Here is a 16,011-nt window from a genome sequence, read left to right as displayed (position 1 = left end):
GCGCCCTTGAAGGGATTTTATCGCTTAAAGTAAAGCCCTCAAAATTAGCTATAAAGGACTACTCTTGAGGGCTATTAATTGTCAATAAATCAGTCTGAGGTTTAGATCACGCCCAGTTCTTTTCCAACTTTCTCAAAGGCTTTCAGAGATTGTTTGAGATCCTCATCGGTATGGGCTGCTGAGATCATCACGCGGATCCGGGCCAGACCTCGCGGCACGGTGGGGAAGCCCAGTGCCATCGCGAAGACACCTTCTTCATAAAGCCGGCGGCTGAACTCGCGAGCTAGTTTGGCCTCACCCAGCATAACGGGGGTGATCGGCGTCATGCTCTTGCCGGTATCGAAGCCTAGTTCGTTCATGCCGTTTTTGAACATTTCAGCGTTGGACCAAAGCCGATCCACCAGTTCGGTGGATTCTTCCAGCAGGTCAATCGCGGCAATGGTCGCAGCGACATCGGGGATGGTGACTGCAGAGGAGAACAGGAAGGGCCGACCGCGCTGGTGCAACCATTCCATGATCTTGGCGTTCCCGGCAACGACGCCGCCCATCACGCCAAAGGCCTTGGAGAAGGTGCCGACCTCGACATCCACCCGACCATGCAGGTTGAAGTGGTCCACGATCCCCCGGCCGCCCTTACCTAAAACGCCTTCGCCGTGGGCATCATCGACCATCAGCATCATGTCGTAGGCTTCGGCGATCTCGACAATTTTATCGAGTGGTGGGAAGTCCCCATCCATGGAGAAGACGCCGTCGGTCACGATCAGGCCGCGCCGATATTGGCCTTCATTTTCCCGGATCACGGCTTCCAAAGAGGCGGGATCAGCATGTTTATAGCGGACGATCTTTGCCCCGGAGAGCCGGCAGCCATCAATGATTGAGGCGTGGTTCAGCTCATCGGAAAAGATGCGGTCTTCTTTGCCCACCAACGCTGGGATGGTGCCGAGGTTGGCGGTGAAGCCCGATTGGAAGGTGATTGCCGACTCCACACCCTTAAATTTGGCAATCCGCTTCTCGAGTTCGAGGTGCAGATCCATGGTGCCGGCGATGGTGCGCACAGCCCCCGGCCCGACGCCGTATTTATCCATGGCGTCTTTGGCAGCCTGGACCAGTTTGGGGTGATTGGCCAGCCCCAGGTAGTTGTTCGAGCAGAAATTGAGGACTCGCTTGCCGTCAACGACCAACCAGGCACCCTGCGGTGAGCTGAGTGTGCGAATCCGGTTATACAGGCCTGAATCCTTCAGGTTTTCAAGTTCCTCATCAATCCAGTTTAATTTGGTTGACATGGCTCCCTCTGATTATGGTGAGTGGGTAAAAAATTCTGAGACTATTATACCTTTTGTTCTCTGGTGAAACGGCGCTTTGAGGGTGAAACAAAATGTAATTCAATATAATCCGTGAGTAAAGGTCACGTTGAAATGATCTTATAAAACCAATAAACGACCCTATCCTCATTCCTTCCCCTGATCCCAGGGGAAGGATGCCTGCAAACGGAGTGTGGCAGGCAGAAAGGGGTTCTCATATAAATGAGAAAGCAGGTTGATGACCATTTTCTATACCAAAAGGTCTGGATGCATATTTTGGAGAAGAGATTTTATTTCAGCGTGATTTCCCAGAGGTGCACGTGGGCAATCTCGCCATCGTAAACGCTGAGCACCTCGATTTGGATTTCGTCCACGGTCACTTGCTCATCAAAGGTCAGGGTGAGCTCCCGGGTGACCGGTGATTGCCCGACTTCCTGGGTTTGGCTGGCGACCTGGTCCCCCGCAAGGTAGGCTGCCACAGTGACCCGGGTGGGCGGACCGCCGATCAGCAGGGTGGCGGATTGGAGCTGGACCGGTTCAGGATAACTCAGGACGATCTTCAGCGGGTTGGCCTCGAGGGTGCGGATCAGGGTAGTGGGGTCACCATCGAAGGCGTGGGCGATCTCGTTGGTGTCCAGTGCGGAATGCGCCACGGTGACCTGCCGGCCGTCCAGCAGCATCTCGGTGGTGATCAGGGCCTGTCGCGCCTCGCGTTCTTGCGCCAGAATATCGAGGATCTCCGGGACATATGCCAGGCGGACGAAATAAAATCCTGGGCTGCCATCCGGATAGGCGAGCGTTTCTTCTATGTTGATATCCGTGAACTTACCGCAAGAGTAGATGAAGTCCAGGTCATCTTCGGTCATCACGAACAGTATGCTGTCATCCAAAGGGCGGTAATCCAGCGCCCAGGCGTTGATATTTCCCATCTGCAGGTTGGGGATGCCGTCTGCAAAGTAGCGCAGGAGCACATCCGAGCCGTTGGCCCAGGTGGAGCTGACATAGACGGTGGTATCCGCTTCGGATTTGGCGATCTCAGCCGCCCGAGGGAAGACCTGCCGCGCGCCGTACTGCATCCCGTCCAGGCCGTAATTATCCGTCCAGGTGGGTCCGTTGGTCAGAGCGTCCGTCATCATCCAGAAGCTGAAGCCGGTGAGAACCGCGAACACAGCCAGCCAGATCAGCGTCCGGCTCAGCCGGAGCCACTTCGACCGCAGCCAGGTCGCGGCCATTTCCAGGCCAAGAGCGATCATCAGCGTGGCCGGGATGATGAAGACCAGCCCGCGGGTGATCCCCCAATCGACAAGTGCCGCCCCGGATGGGGCAGCCAGGGTGGCAAGGATCAAGGTGCGGTGGGCAGGGTCCCGGAAGCGGCGGATGCAGCGGATCAGCCCTGCCAGCCAGAAGGGGAAGGTCGCCCAGAAGATGTGCCCGTAGCCAAACATCGTGTGCCGTGCCAGGTCGAACTGGGTTGAGAAAAGCCAGGTGGGCAGGGTGACACCAGGCCAGATTCTTTCAATCAACGAGGGATTGGGCCAGAACCAATAGAAGGGGTTGAGCCCTTTGAGATAGCGGACGAAGTACATCCCGATCTTCTCCCAAAAGGAGAATGGCTTGACCCAGTAGGAATTTAACAGCGTCAGGTGTTGGAACTGTGCGCCGCCCTCGGTGAGTGTGAACCGCAAGTAGGGCAGGGCCAGGAGGATGATCAGAGCCAGCCCCTTGAGCGCGGCTTTGCGATGCTGCCAGTGATAGCGGGCATCAGCGGCTAGCAGCATCAACCCGGTGACCACTACGATCACCTGCCCGGGGCTGTAACTATAGAAAGCCAGCGCACCGGCGATCAATGCTGGGTAGAGGAATTCTGGGTGATCGCTCCGGTAACGGAGGTAGAAGGCGAGAAAGGCGGCGTAAAAGGAGACCATCAGGGTGGTCTCGAAAGCCGTGCGGGAATGCAGGAACCACGCGGGGACGGCCGCCAGCAGCAGTGGGGCCAGCCACCAGGTACGGCTCTTGAAGGCATCTTTGAACGTCAGTCCCAGGCTGGCCGCGGCCACTAAGGTGAGCAGCACGGCGGTACCGCGGGTGACCCACACATGCTTGCCAAAGATCAGGGTGGGAATCAATTGGGCATAAACCGACAGGCTTAGGTTGAACTGCCCGCCGTTTTCGAAATAGGTAGGCAGGAAGACCCCTGCGCCGTCCCGAAAGCCGCGGGAGACGAGGTCAGTGGCTTGCTGGGTCTGGATGGCTTCATCGGTGAAGAAGTATATTGGGAAATCCGCCAGACCGATCAACCGGGTGAGCAGATAGACCGCGATCCCCAGCAGGAACAACCAGACGGCCAAGCGGCTGCTGGCGCTCTTAGTGCTCACGGGTGAGGTTGGGCTATCGGACATTTCCGGGCCGGTTCAGGCTTTCTGCAATATGTAGTATAGATGCACATACTGCGATTCTTCGTCTAATTGATACGAGGTCCATTTCTGCTTGGAGAGGATTTTCCAATCGGTCAGCAACCCCTCAGCCTCCGGTACGGAAAACATGCTGTGCAGGGTCATCTTGTCGCCTTCCTGTCCATAATACTCGCCTGGGGCCTGTTCGACCCCGAAGCCGCTCTTGGGGAAGCATTCATCGGAGATGAAGCCCAGGAAGCACAACCCACCCGGCTTCAACACCCGGTGCATCTCCCGGATGGATTGGGCGGTGTCTGCTTTGCTCATGTGGCACATGGCGAAATGTTCATAGACGAAATCAAAATCTGCGTTCTCAAAGGGCATCCGGCGCATATCGCCTTTTTGGAGGTGGATTGTCAAATCCTGCTCTTCGGCATAGGATTTGGCCTTTTCGAGCTGCTGGTCCGAGATGTCGATGCCCCAGCAATCAAAACCCTGCTGGGCGAAAATCGCCAGGGGTGGCAGCGGGCCACCTGCGCCGCAATCCAAAATCTTGCCGGGGGCAAGATCACGCGACAGGATGGTGCTCAGGAATCGGTAAACAGGTGCAGCGTTAGGGCGCAGGATGATATTTGACATGGTCCTCCCTTGAAATAACTGGTCAATATTAGAGATAAGATCCTTTAATTTTATATCAGAATGGGCCGGGGACTGGCTGCCAATTTCCATGACTGGCTGCCGGATAGCCGCCAAAAGTGAACCAAAGGTCATGACTCATTGGATTGTAGAGATTGGCATAGACCGTGCCGTAATCTTCCCTGTGTTGTTCCACATTGGGGTCCGCCAGGACAGCGATCAGATCCTTCAGTTGCGGATTTTCCGGTAACGCGTCCAATTTCGTTGTCATGGCTTCCGCCCGATGGAGAGAACTCTGATTGGCCGTCATTGCATCTTTCATTTCGGGGATGAATTGGTAATGATTTGTGCCCACCAGAAAGCCTGAATCAAGATCGCAGCGGGCAACCCGGCGGCAGGAACATTCCAAAATGGCAGCTTTCCCGTTGGGACTGGCTGAGAATATTAACATACCGCCCTGCCGGGTTTCGGACCGCAGTCTGGCTTCAACCGCATCAATGGAGTCACAGGTTTCAAGGATGTCTGTCAGGAGGACGAAGGGTGTCCAGGCGTGCGCTTCAGGTTGATCCAGGGCAGGCAGCCAGTTGTAATGCAGCCATAATCCACTTGAGTTCACGCCCGTTGCGGCGTAGAGTTCACCACGCATCCCAAAGGTCACGGTGCCCAATCTTCCGTTCACCTGGCGATGGATGGTATAGCCCCAAAGGTCAGGCACCCAGAGGTCATTGTTCCGCCCGACCCAGAGCGCATCACGGGTTCGGAGGAGGAAAGCACTGCAGCCTGTTTTGCCTCCGGAGTCGGCATAACCCCACTCAGCAATTCGCTTGAGGGGCACACCGGAACCATCTGCTAATCCCTCCATTTCCAAAAGAAATCGTTGGGGGAGGGAATGGGCCCATTCCAAAGCGCCTGCTGAGAGTTGTTCAGCCGTGATTTCGCCTGCCTGCAGGGGGCCGGCATTCAGATATTGTGAGATGTTATTTGCCAGGCTTTTCTGCATGTGTTCACCAAGTTGGTATCCGACCTGATAAGGCGAACCTTCGAGGCTGATATAACGGTTTTCAGCGAGAGCAGTCACAATGAGAACTCCCTTTATGTATGTTTTCGATTGAGTTCATTATAAGGCAGAAGCCTTTTGCAAGTGTTTGATTGAAAACGGTGCCCTCCAGCGAGTGAGTTTAAGGTATCTGATATCAACAGAATTCTATGATCTGGGGCATTTAGATTACTACTATATGTTTATGGAATGTAAAAGTTATTGGTGAATACTGAAGTTATTGAATCAATGTCTATATGGAAAACAACAATGATGAAGATTTTATAAAGTCTACATCACTCAAACCAAAATAGTCTGATAGATACTCATAATGTCGTAAATCACTATCTGAATAATATGCAAATGTAATCTTTTTCAGTTGTCTCTGGTTTTGCATCCCATTTAGCCTAATAAATAGGTGCTCATCGACTATTCCACCTATTGTAGGCTCCTTATATTTAGGGATACTGGCAGATAGTCTTTCCTCATATCCAGAAATTTGAAACCCAACACCATAAACCAATAGATTTCTCAAAGATAAATTTTCATCAAAGAAGAAGTCAAAATCAAAAAATGTGTCATAACCGGGAATCTTTCTAATTTTAGAAATTTCTTCTAGTTTCCCAATGCCATTCCATCCCCACAGGCATTTATAATCGAAGGTTTTATTCGATCTTAAAGTAAAAATTAATTCCTCTTTTTTCTTAATGCCCTTCACGAAAGACCCATGTATATGGTCGGGTTTTAAACCCTCAAATAGTCTATCAAAATTCGTTGTAAATATACGAGCATCTCTTCTCACAAATGATTTGATAGATTCTTCAAAATTTTCAAGCTTTTGAGTAAAGTTCAGATAAGTTAAATAATCCACCATTATTTCATGCCAAATATTGTATAAGAATGGGAAAGAAGTTCTTATGGTCGGGTAGTCATAATCACACTCTTCTTCTTTTGTAAATAAATCTGCTCCAAACCAATATTCAATATTTGAATCATGGGCGGTGTAATATTGTTTGAAAGTTTCTTTCAGTTTCTTGAAAAAGAGTAAGTTTGTTGTGTCTTTTTTATCGTAAAACAATTTAAAAATGAGCGACTCTTCTCTTGGACTTAATTGATTGGTAATAAAGGCTTTTAAGAAACCATCAATATGAAGCAAATAATGTTTATCTGGTTTTATTAAAGGCTGCAATTGGGAAATTAAATTTAATGACAGCCCATTACCAAATAACAATCCGTCATATTCATGAATTTGCCCGTTCAAGAATTTTCAATCCTTCCAATTCGATTTACTATTATCACATTAGGTCTAAAATAACAATTTTCTATGTTATGAAGATTAATTATGGGGTTCTCCCTGATCTAAATTGTAGGCTGATTTCCCAACCTGCTATTACTAAGGAATGGGCTCAGGAATTTATAAAAGCCCGTAGTCTTGGGGCGCAGGATGATGGTTGGCATGGTCCTCCCTTGGACGCAAATTGGATCTGAATCGGTATTTTAATTCTAACAGAAGGGTGGCTGAGGGGATATCCTTTCAAACCGGTGCCCTTCAGCGAGTGAGTTTAAGGTATCATATATCATCAGAATGCTGTGATCCAGAATACGGTAATTTTAGACAATCCAGCATGTAGTTAACGCAAAAACTAAGCACTGGAAAAAACAATGACTGATGAAATAACCCCTGAACTTTTTGAACATCTGGTTGACCTGGCGGCTTTTGCCTTTGACCCGGACGAGGCGGAATATCTGCGCAAGCAGCTCAATAACCAATTGAAAGCGGTCCACCACCTGACCAGCGTCCCCCTGCCGGAGGACGTGCCCTTGGCCTCGCACGGCGTGACCTACACCGCTGAGACCCGCACCGGCCTGCGTGCCGATGAATGGGAACCCTGTGAGAACCCGGATGAGATCCTGTCTCAGGCGCCTCAGGTCGAGAACCGCTACATTATCGTCCCGGATATTCCCCATACGAAACTGGACTGACACTATGGCATTGACTGAATTAACTGCATTTGAAACGGCTCAAAAGGTCAAATCCGGTGAGCTCTCAGCGATGGAAGTGCTGGAAGCTGCTCTGGAGCGGATCGCCGCTGTGGACGGTCAGCCCGGCACCCTCGATTACGGTGAGCTGACCGATGAGGACCGGGAGAAGGTCCACGCGTTCATCACACTCACTGCCAAGACGGCCATCAAGCAGGCCGAAGTAGTGGATGCGAAGGTAAAAGCGGGTGAGGAAGTTGGCCCGCTGGCCGGTGTGCCGCTGTCCGTGAAGGACATCTTCACCGTCAAGGGAACACCCTCGACTGCGGCCTCCCGCATTCTGGCGAACTTTACTGCGCCCTACACGGCCACTGCTGTGCAGCGGCTGGAAGCGGCAGGAGCGATCAACCTGGGCAAGGTGAACCTGGATGAGTTCACCTATGGCTCTTCAAGCGAATCATCCGCTTTCCAACCCTCCACCCGCAACCCCTGGGACACCGATCATGTGCCCGGCGGGTCTTCCGGTGGCTCCACGGCTTCTGTGGCCGCGGGAGAGGCGATGCTCTCCCTCGGGACGGATACCGCGGGTTCGATCCGTCAACCGGCCGCTTTTTGCGGTGTGGTCGGGCTCAAACCGACCTATGGCCGTGTCTCCCGTTATGGGCTGATCGCTTTTGGCTCTTCGCTGGATTGCCCCGGCCCGGTGGCGAACAATGTACGTGATGCTGCTCTGATGCTGGGTGCTATGGCAGGCGCTGACCCGCATGACAGCACCGCCGCGACTGTGCTTGTGCCAGACTACCTGGCCAATCTGGGTAAAGGTGTGAAGGGGATGCGGATTGGGCTTTCGCCGGATTATATGCAGATCACCTTCCCGGACCCGGAAACGGGTGACCTGGTTGTGCAGGATCTGCCGGAAGAGATCAAATCCGCCACCTTGCATGCCGCAGATGTGCTGGCGAAAATGGGCGCGGAGATTGTGGAAGACGTCCCGATGCCCAATACAGCTTATGGCATCCCGGCCTATTTCGTGATCAGCCGGGTGGAAGCCGCTTCCAACCTGCACCGCTTTGACGGCGTGAAATATGGCTACCGGACCCAGAGTGATTACCGTGACCTCAAGGAGATGTACCGGCTGACCCGGGCGGAAGGTTTTGGCCTGCAGCCCAAACTGCGCATCCTGATGGGAATGTATGTCAGCGCTGCACAATATGCTGAACAATATTACGCCCGTGCGCTGCGAATCCGCAGCCTGATCCGCTCGGATTTTGACGCCGTCTTTGCACCGGATGGCGATTATAAGCTGGACGCCTTGCTCACACCCACCACGCCCACCACCGCGTTCAAGATGGCGGATGTCTACGGCGACTCGGTCCTGATGCAGTATGCTGACCAACTTACCGTACCCGCCAACCATGCCGGCATCCCCGGCATCTCGCTGCCCGGTGGGATCGCCTCGGATGGACTGCCAATCGGCGTGCAGTTCCTGGCGCCTGATTTCGCTGAAGAGACGCTCTTCCAGGCGGGACAGGCTTTTGAGGATGCTACGGCGGATGAGGATTGGCGAAAAATCAAACCCGCAGTGTTGCGGTAAAGAAGAACTCTCCGGATAACGTGAAGGACAACACGATGACCGATTATGAAGTAATTATTGGGTTAGAGACCCATATCCAACTGAACACCACTACCAAGATTTTCTGCTCCTGCAAAGCGGACTCCTGGGAGGATGAACCCAACACCAATATCTGCCCGGTCTGCACCGGGCTGCCAGGTGTGCTGCCTGTGCTGAATGAGGCTGCGGTTGAGAAGGGCGCACTGCTGGCTGCCGCCATGCACTCCGAGATCCGGCTGACCTCTTTCTTTGATCGCAAGAATTACTTCTACCCGGACCTGCCCAAGGGATACCAGATTTCCCAATTTGATCTATCGCTGGGTAAAGGCGGTTACCTCGACCTGCCGATGCCGGATGGCAGCGAGCGTAAGGTGAATATTGAAAAGCTGCATCTGGAAGAAGACGCCGGCAAGACCAAATATGAACACGGCGTGAGGTATGTGGACTTTAATCGCTGCGGCGTGCCCCTGGTGGAAATGGTCACCGGCCCGGACCTGCGCTCAGCGGATGAGGCCGCGGAATATCTGATCCGCTTGCGCCAGTTATTGCGCTGGATCGGCATCTCAGAAGCGAACATGGAAAAGGGCCACCTGCGCTGTGATGCCAACGTTTCGATCCGTCCGGTGGGCAGCATGCATCTGAACACCAAGACCGAGATCAAGAACGTGAACTCGATTGAGGCCGTGCGGGCCGCGATCAACAAGGAAGTTGAACGCCAGATCGAAGTGGTTGAAGCGGGCGGCAAAATTGAAGCCTGGACACTGGATTGGGATGATGCCAAGGGTAAGCTGACCAAGATGCGTTCAAAAGAGACCGAGGCGGATTACCGTTATTTCCGCGAACCTGATCTGCTCCCGCTGGAGCTGACCGACGAATGGCGGGATGAGGTGGTGGCCTCACTGCCGGAACTGCCGCTGACACGCCTGGCGCGGTTCATGAGCGAATTTGACCTGCCGGAATATGACGCCGACATCCTGACGGCTGACCGGCCGATCTCGGAATATACGGAGGCCGCGATTAAAGCCTATGGCGGCGACCCGAAAGTGGTCTCGAACTGGATCATGAATGAAGTTTTGCGGATGCAGAATGACCTGGGCGTGAGCGCCGATGAACTGGTGCTGAAGCCGGAAGACCTGGCGGCAGTGATCAAACTGGTCGAAGGCGGCACGATCAATAACGCTACCGGCAAGGCGCTGTTAGGTAAGGTGCAGGAGACTGGTAAGTCCCCGGTAGTCATTGTGGAAGCAGAAGGCCTGGCGCAGGTCAGCGATGATTCCGCGCTGCTGGTGGTGATTGACAAGATCCTGGCCGAGAATCCGGATGAAGTTGCCAACTATCGCAGCGGTAAGGAAGGACTGTTTGGTTGGTTCATGGGGCAGGTGATGCGGGAAACCCGCGGGAAAGCTGACCCGAAAGCAAGCCGGGAGCTGCTGCAAAAAGCGTTGAAGGGCTAAGGTTGACCGAATAGTCCGATTCGCGTAAAATAGAGTGGCACTATTTGCGGGCGTCGCCAAGTGGTAAGGCATCAGCCTTCCAAGCTGACATTCGCCGGTTCGAATCCGGTCGCCCGCTTTTTTGTTTTAATCGTGAGATAAACCGAAGAGTCACGGTCTCATTGAGAGTGGTGATTTGCTGGTAATGGGCCCGATAAGGATTGAGGAGTTACAAAGTACAGAGCCCTTATGAGAGCTATCTTGCTGATTAAGTTATACTAATAAAATAAAATGATAGCAAAGTATAAGACACACCAGATAGAAAGACTCCCACATACGCTACCATTTTCTCTCTTTTAAGTCTGTATGGTATTTCAATTTTTAAAAATATCCTAGTGATTAACCTGTAGAAATTATCAGGGAATAAGGTTAATTCTTTATCTTTGATTAAAACTTTTAACCCTCTGAACATGTATTCATAAAAGAAGAACAACGTCATAATAATAAGGGTTATCCCGACATCAGTTAATTTCATTTCTACAGATTCCTTTCATTTATCAAATGCTCCACTGGATCAGTAATGGATAATAAAAAACATTTATCGTGTTCTTCTCGGGTCCAGGATCTTATATTTCCCTTCACGGTACAATGGTATCGGTTTAAAGGAAACATCGGTAAGTAGGGACCTCCCGAACACTGGCATACGCCTGATGCGGCTCGAATCCATTCAGGCAATTGCCAAATGGTAAGTAGATTCGATGTTCCACACCCAAGTCTCTCGAAGTCTTCAATTTCCTTCTAGATCTAAGCCTTGTGTAATTCGGTAATACTTGGTGCCGGGGCATTTCCTTGCCCCTCTGCCAATAATCCTCCCAATCCCTCCAAATATTATTATAGTATCCAAATCGGTTTATTGGGGATAAGGACGCAAATTTGTTTAATATCGAACAATCCTATAAAATATTAAATGAGGATCAAATATCCACCGTATATTTGGTGGTGTTGTGACCTGATGGATCTGTTTAACGGAGCCCCGTTTCGACCTGACACGATTTTACTGGTGCCTTTTTTATTGTTGTTATCAGCCAATAGGTGTAATAACCTTATATCTGAAAAAGGAGATAGTAATGGATGAAAATTTAAAACAATCGTATGAGGCACTGGATAATTTTTGGGGGATGAAGGTCCGTGAAGATAACAAAATGTGGATTAATTTCATTACCTATTTCAAGACGCAAGAGAGTACGATGAAGGCTTTTGAAAATTTATCCTTTTCAATTGTGGATAACCGCGGGATTAAGATGCCTGATGGTGTTATCGCCAAGCTGCACCTGATGACAGATCTGAACCGCATCGTTTTGGTGTACTTGATGGGGAAATTTACTAAAAAACAGGCTAGAGAGGTTATTTCCACGTTTGGCCGTTATATTGACCCGGGTGTCAATGACCAATATTTGCCGGATGTTGCTGCCAAATTCGCGATCGCTCTTCAGGAAAAGGGCGGTGGTGGGCTCATCTGGACGGATTGGCCGGAGGTCACTGATGCGGGCAAGAAGAAACCATTTTGGAAGATCGGGAAATAATTGAAAATTGTTTGCTCAAGAGAGAGAAAAGAATGTAGGGTGGGTCGCTGACCCACCAGTCAAAGGAAAATCAACCACTTGCAATAATTTCCCAATGGCCAGGTTTGGTCGATCTTTAGCATAGGGCTGAGACAATAAACTGTTATGGCTGGCTTCCAGCCAATTTTCCCCGCCATTATTACTCGACCAGGTTTGGCTGGTTGAGATTATGAATCGTGAATGGCAATTATTGTTTATCTTTATTATTACCATTCTTACCACTTAACATTTTTTAAGAAGTTCCATATATAGGAAACTTCCAAAAGAAATGAAGAGACTAATAACTAATATCACTGGAATAAGTGCCACTACATATCCTATAGTCGTCCCAAATAGAGTTGGGATAGAAGCTAGAAAGAAAAGGGAGTTAAATATTAATAATGCTCTCAAAAGTGTGTTTATCCATTTATCTTTCGAGTACCTCAATAGATAAACATTCATAATCATTGAACCGCAAGCAACGAGGATAAAAATTATCATAGAAATTATTGGTAAATAATTATTCATTCCAGTCTCCTGAGTCCATAGCGTTGGTCCCTGACCCACCGGTCAAAGCAAATCCACCCTATTTCATTAGTTTCCACAATAAATGGCCCATTCCGACCTCCAAGGATCCCTGGGTCGGCGTTGTTCACTTACTTTATTCAGTTTGCTGGGACAAAAGGACTTAATCCCTAAAATTCCCAATCTCAACTTCGAATTTAGTCCGGTCACCCCGGAAGAGGACTTTGGTGGAGCCAATCCCCCGTCCATTCTTTAGGTAGGAAACAGATTTATAGAGTAATAAGGCGGACCCAATCGGGACTTCCAAAAGGCGTGCCTCGTCTTCGTTTGCGAGCACGGCCTCAATGGAGCGGCGGCTGGAATCGATCTCATAGCCGTATTCCCTGCGGATCTCTTCCAGAAGGGATTTGCCGGTCAGGTCGATCTCGGCAATCTTTGGGCAGAGGTCAAAGGGGACATAGGAGCGCATGAAGGCAAAGGGTTCGTTCTCGACGAAACGCAGGCGGTGCAGTTTGACGGCCTTGCTGCCGGGTTCCAGGCCCAGGCGGTCACAAACGGAGGTGGGCGCTATGACCACTTCGTTTAAGAGTACTTTAGTGACGGGGTTGATGCCCAACCGGGTCATGTTTTGGTAGGTGCCGGATAATTTCTGCAGGAGATCACCCGAAATTTTCTTGTTAAGAATTTCAGTGAGTTTCCCGCGACGCTGGACAATGAACCCCTCCAGCTCCAGTTCCCTTAATGCCTGCCGTACGACAGACTTACTGACGTCATAAAGGTCACAAATTTCCGAATGGCTAGGGAGGTTTTCTTCGTTTCGCCAAATCCCATCAGTGATTTCTGACTTAATAAGTTCTTTCAATTGGGCGTAGTAGGGGACAGAACTTGAAAAATCAATTTTATTCATAACCTCATTCATGTATTCTCTCCATTGACAAAACGATAATCCTTTCTTATAATCTTATTATAATATGATAATATCAGTTAATGCAACCTTAACCTCGCAGTAATGAAACACCTCGTACGTTAACAGAAGTTATAGGAATAATTCTAAATTGATTATATGTTCTAGTCAAAAATTAGTAAACGATTTTTTAGTGGTTATGTCTAGAGCGTTATCCTATGGAAGGAGGAGAAATCTAACTTTAGAATTTTGTCACTTTTTGGGGAAGAAATCACCAGATCTATCCATTTAAGGAGTTTTAGAAAAAATGAAAAAGAGTTTGTTGGTTGTTAGTGTTTTACTTGTCATCTTCTCGATGTTGGTAGCTGGCTGCCAGTCTGCTGCTGAACCCACCGATGCGGTTGTCGATGAGACCGAAGCGGCTGTCGTTGAAGAAACCGAAGAGGTTGAAGAAGCTGTGAATCCCGAAGACCTGACCATTGCATTGGTCTATGGTATTCAGGGCGATGCCTTCTATATCACCATGGAAAAAGGCGCCCGGGCGAAAGCTGAAGAATTGGGCGTGAACTTTATCGCTGATGGCCCCTCAAAATGGGATCCTGCTGTGCAGACCCCCATCATTGATGCTATGCTGGCCCGCGGTATTGATGCTCTGATCGCTGTCCCCAATGATCCTCAGGCTATGATTGCTCCCCTGCAACGGGCCTATGAATCCGGTATTCCCGTCATCACCACCGACCAATACATCGGCGATGGCGACTATGCCAATGGTTCCGTGACATTCCCCTACTCCGTGATTGCCTCTGACAACTACGAGGGCGGAAAGATCGCCTGCGAAGCTCTGATCGAAGAAATCGGTGGGGAAGGCTCCATCTATATTTTGACCTCAACCGCCAATGTTCCTTCTGACATCGCCCGCCGTGATGGTTGTATTGCCGCCATCGACGCTGTTGACACCGTGACCCTCGCTGGTGTGGACTACACCGAAAGCAGTGCCCCGATTGCAACAACCCAGACCCAGGCTATGCTGGAAAAAGAACCTGAACTAAGCGCCATCTTTGGTGCCAACCTCTTCAGTGCCCAGGGCGCTGCCGCTGCCATCAAGAGCGCCGGCCTCGAAGGTATCGTGAAGATTGCCTCCTTTGATGCTCCCGAACAGGCCATTGTTGACCTGCGCAACGGCGTGATCGACATGGTCATCGCCCAGCAACCCGCTCTGATCGGCGAACTGGCTGTACAATATGCTTATGATGCACTGATGGGCAACACGGATGACATTCCGGCACGGGTCAACACACCCTTTGTCGTCATCACCCGTGACAACGTCGATACTGATGAAGCTCAGAACGCGATCTACAAGTCAGAATAATCTCAACATAATTTTCAACCTAAAATACCTTCCTGAGATCTTCTCAGGAAGGTATTAGGAGTATTTATTCGCATGAAATTATTTAAGAAGAGTAATGAATCATCATCAGCGATTTCCTCACCACAGGATCAGAAGCAGGGTGTGGAATCCGGCAGCTATGTTGCGAAATCGGGCATTGGATCGAAGACGCTTCTTCTCATCGGTAAATATTGGGTACTTGTTTTTCTGGTTCTGCTTCTGACTGGGTTTTCTTTTGCCCCAGGCTTTCTGAGCCTGGATAACTTTCAAGCAGTTCTTGCCAATAATGCCATGCTTTTGGTCCTGGCGATTGGGCAGACATTAGTCATTATTACCGGGGGGATTGACCTCTCGACAGGTTGGGTGATGGGCTTGGCCAGCGTTGTTGCTTCACTGGTGATGCGCCAGTTCGCTTTGGATGCCAACCTGATTTACGTGATTGCGACAGGCTTTTTTACGGCGGCTATCATTGGGATCCTGGCCGGTTTGGTCAATGGGGTCGTCATCTCGAAACTTAAAGTACCGCCATTTATTGCGACATTGGGTATGTACGGCATTGCGAGAGGGCTTGGTTATATCCTCTCCGGTGGGCCACCCGTGAGCATCAATTTCCCTGATGTGGGTCATTTTGCCAACGGTTATCTGATCTATATCCATCCTACCGCAGGCTTTTCGTTCTTTAATCTTCCTGAAGGATTGACCGGGATGGATCTGAGAAACACCATCAAGCTGATCCCATTCCTGATCATCTACTTTGTGATCATCATCCTGATTTCCCACTGGGTGCTCTCCAAAACAAAATTTGGTCAGCATGTTTATGCTGTGGGTGGGAATGTGCGGGCTGCATTACGGGCAGGCATTCCCGTCAATAAAATTTTGCAGAAGGTCTACATCTTCTCCGGGCTGATGGCCGGTATCGCTGGTTTCTTTTATGTCATGCGCTATTCAGGCGGTGTTGCCGCAGCGGGAGATGCGCTCAACCTGAACTCGGTGGCTGCCGTGGTCGTGGGCGGCGCGTCCCTGTTAGGTGGCGAAGGGACCTTGATTGGCACCCTCCTGGGGACCCTGATCATTGCCTTCATTCAAAACGGGCTGATCATTGTTGGCATCGATCCCTTCTATCAATATGTGGCGGTTGGGGTGATCATCATATTCGCGGTCATTATTGACCAATTAAAGAAGCAGGCGGTCAAATGAAAGAGC

General features: G+C 50.3%; 12 protein-coding genes and 1 tRNA gene. 7 read left to right on the top strand and 6 right to left on the bottom strand.

Translation table 11 applies throughout. From position 1 onward, the window contains the following. Positions 1-101 precede the first annotated feature (101 nt). The 5 genes from JR338_08205 to JR338_08185 form a co-directional block, all read right to left on the bottom strand. Positions 102-1,283 (bottom strand): glycine C-acetyltransferase, encoded by a 1,182-nt coding sequence (locus tag JR338_08205; protein QRN82411.1) that lies wholly within the window; start codon positions 1,281-1,283, stop codon positions 102-104. Between the two features lie 308 nt (positions 1,284-1,591). Then, positions 1,592-3,700, bottom strand: a complete 2,109-nt coding sequence (locus JR338_08200) for a glycosyltransferase family 39 protein (protein ID QRN82410.1) — start codon at positions 3,698-3,700, stop codon at positions 1,592-1,594. A gap of 12 nt (positions 3,701-3,712) precedes the next feature. Continuing rightward, positions 3,713-4,333 carry a class I SAM-dependent methyltransferase gene (locus JR338_08195; protein QRN82409.1) on the bottom strand — a complete coding sequence of 207 codons (621 nt, stop codon included), beginning with the start codon at positions 4,331-4,333 and terminating at the stop codon, positions 3,713-3,715. Between the two features lie 55 nt (positions 4,334-4,388). Beyond that, positions 4,389-5,408, bottom strand: a complete 1,020-nt coding sequence (locus tag JR338_08190; protein ID QRN82408.1) for a hypothetical protein — start codon at positions 5,406-5,408, stop codon at positions 4,389-4,391. 211 nt (positions 5,409-5,619) lie between these two features. Beyond that, a complete protein-coding gene (locus JR338_08185) occupies positions 5,620-6,627 on the bottom strand; it encodes a hypothetical protein (GenBank protein ID QRN82407.1) in 1,008 nt (335 codons plus the stop codon). Positions 6,628-7,028: 401 nt separating this feature from the next. Here JR338_08185 and JR338_08180 point away from each other — a divergent pair, with 401 nt between their 5' ends. The 5 genes from JR338_08180 to JR338_08160 all read left to right on the top strand — a co-directional run bounded on the left by JR338_08180 (position 7,029) and on the right by JR338_08160 (position 11,974). Continuing rightward, positions 7,029-7,349, top strand: a complete 321-nt coding sequence (locus JR338_08180; GenBank protein ID QRN82406.1) for an aspartyl/glutamyl-tRNA amidotransferase subunit C — start codon at positions 7,029-7,031, stop codon at positions 7,347-7,349. A 4-nt stretch (positions 7,350-7,353) separates the two neighbouring features. Continuing rightward, complete coding sequence (gatA, locus tag JR338_08175) at positions 7,354-8,940, top strand: Asp-tRNA(Asn)/Glu-tRNA(Gln) amidotransferase subunit GatA (GenBank protein ID QRN82405.1); 1,587 nt, start codon at positions 7,354-7,356, stop codon at positions 8,938-8,940. A gap of 35 nt (positions 8,941-8,975) precedes the next feature. Beyond that, positions 8,976-10,412, top strand: coding sequence for an Asp-tRNA(Asn)/Glu-tRNA(Gln) amidotransferase subunit GatB (gene gatB / locus JR338_08170; GenBank protein ID QRN84392.1), 1,437 nt, complete (start codon positions 8,976-8,978; stop codon positions 10,410-10,412). A 46-nt stretch (positions 10,413-10,458) separates the two neighbouring features. Then, positions 10,459-10,530, top strand: a tRNA-Gly gene (locus tag JR338_08165). Positions 10,531-11,518: 988 nt separating this feature from the next. Then, positions 11,519-11,974, top strand: coding sequence for a hypothetical protein (locus tag JR338_08160; protein ID QRN82404.1), 456 nt, complete (start codon positions 11,519-11,521; stop codon positions 11,972-11,974). 706 nt (positions 11,975-12,680) lie between these two features. Here the strand turns inward: JR338_08160 and JR338_08155 are convergent. Beyond that, positions 12,681-13,424 carry a GntR family transcriptional regulator gene (locus tag JR338_08155; GenBank protein QRN82403.1) on the bottom strand — a complete coding sequence of 248 codons (744 nt, stop codon included), beginning with the start codon at positions 13,422-13,424 and terminating at the stop codon, positions 12,681-12,683. Positions 13,425-13,728: 304 nt separating this feature from the next. On the opposite strand from JR338_08155, the gene JR338_08150 reads away from it, so the two are divergent. After that, the gene (locus JR338_08150) at positions 13,729-14,790 is read left to right on the top strand and encodes a substrate-binding domain-containing protein (protein QRN82402.1); all 1,062 of its coding nucleotides are present in this window, start codon (positions 13,729-13,731) and stop codon (positions 14,788-14,790) included. A gap of 72 nt (positions 14,791-14,862) precedes the next feature. Then, positions 14,863-16,005, top strand: a complete 1,143-nt coding sequence (locus JR338_08145; protein ID QRN82401.1) for an ABC transporter permease — start codon at positions 14,863-14,865, stop codon at positions 16,003-16,005. Positions 16,006-16,011: the final 6 nt, after the last annotated feature.

It is taken from the genome of Chloroflexota bacterium, assembly GCA_016887485.1.
In the GTDB taxonomy this organism is placed as follows: Bacteria; Chloroflexota; Anaerolineae; order Anaerolineales; family Anaerolineaceae; genus Brevifilum.
This window is presented reverse-complemented; position numbering and strand designations above follow the sequence as displayed.

Coding starts and splice junctions, on each gene's coding strand:
- JR338_08180 (QRN82406.1), top strand. CDS start 7,029: ATGACTGATGAAATAACCCCTGAACTTTTTGAACATCTGGTTGACCTG.
- JR338_08200 (QRN82410.1), bottom strand. CDS start 3,700: ATGTCCGATAGCCCAACCTCACCCGTGAGCACTAAGAGCGCCAGCAGC.
- JR338_08205 (QRN82411.1), bottom strand. CDS start 1,283: ATGTCAACCAAATTAAACTGGATTGATGAGGAACTTGAAAACCTGAAG.
- JR338_08155 (QRN82403.1), bottom strand. CDS start 13,424: ATGAATAAAATTGATTTTTCAAGTTCTGTCCCCTACTACGCCCAATTG.
- gatB (QRN84392.1), top strand. CDS start 8,976: ATGACCGATTATGAAGTAATTATTGGGTTAGAGACCCATATCCAACTG.
- JR338_08150 (QRN82402.1), top strand. CDS start 13,729: ATGAAAAAGAGTTTGTTGGTTGTTAGTGTTTTACTTGTCATCTTCTCG.
- JR338_08195 (QRN82409.1), bottom strand. CDS start 4,333: ATGTCAAATATCATCCTGCGCCCTAACGCTGCACCTGTTTACCGATTC.
- JR338_08160 (QRN82404.1), top strand. CDS start 11,519: ATGGATGAAAATTTAAAACAATCGTATGAGGCACTGGATAATTTTTGG.
- JR338_08145 (QRN82401.1), top strand. CDS start 14,863: ATGAAATTATTTAAGAAGAGTAATGAATCATCATCAGCGATTTCCTCA.
- gatA (QRN82405.1), top strand. CDS start 7,354: ATGGCATTGACTGAATTAACTGCATTTGAAACGGCTCAAAAGGTCAAA.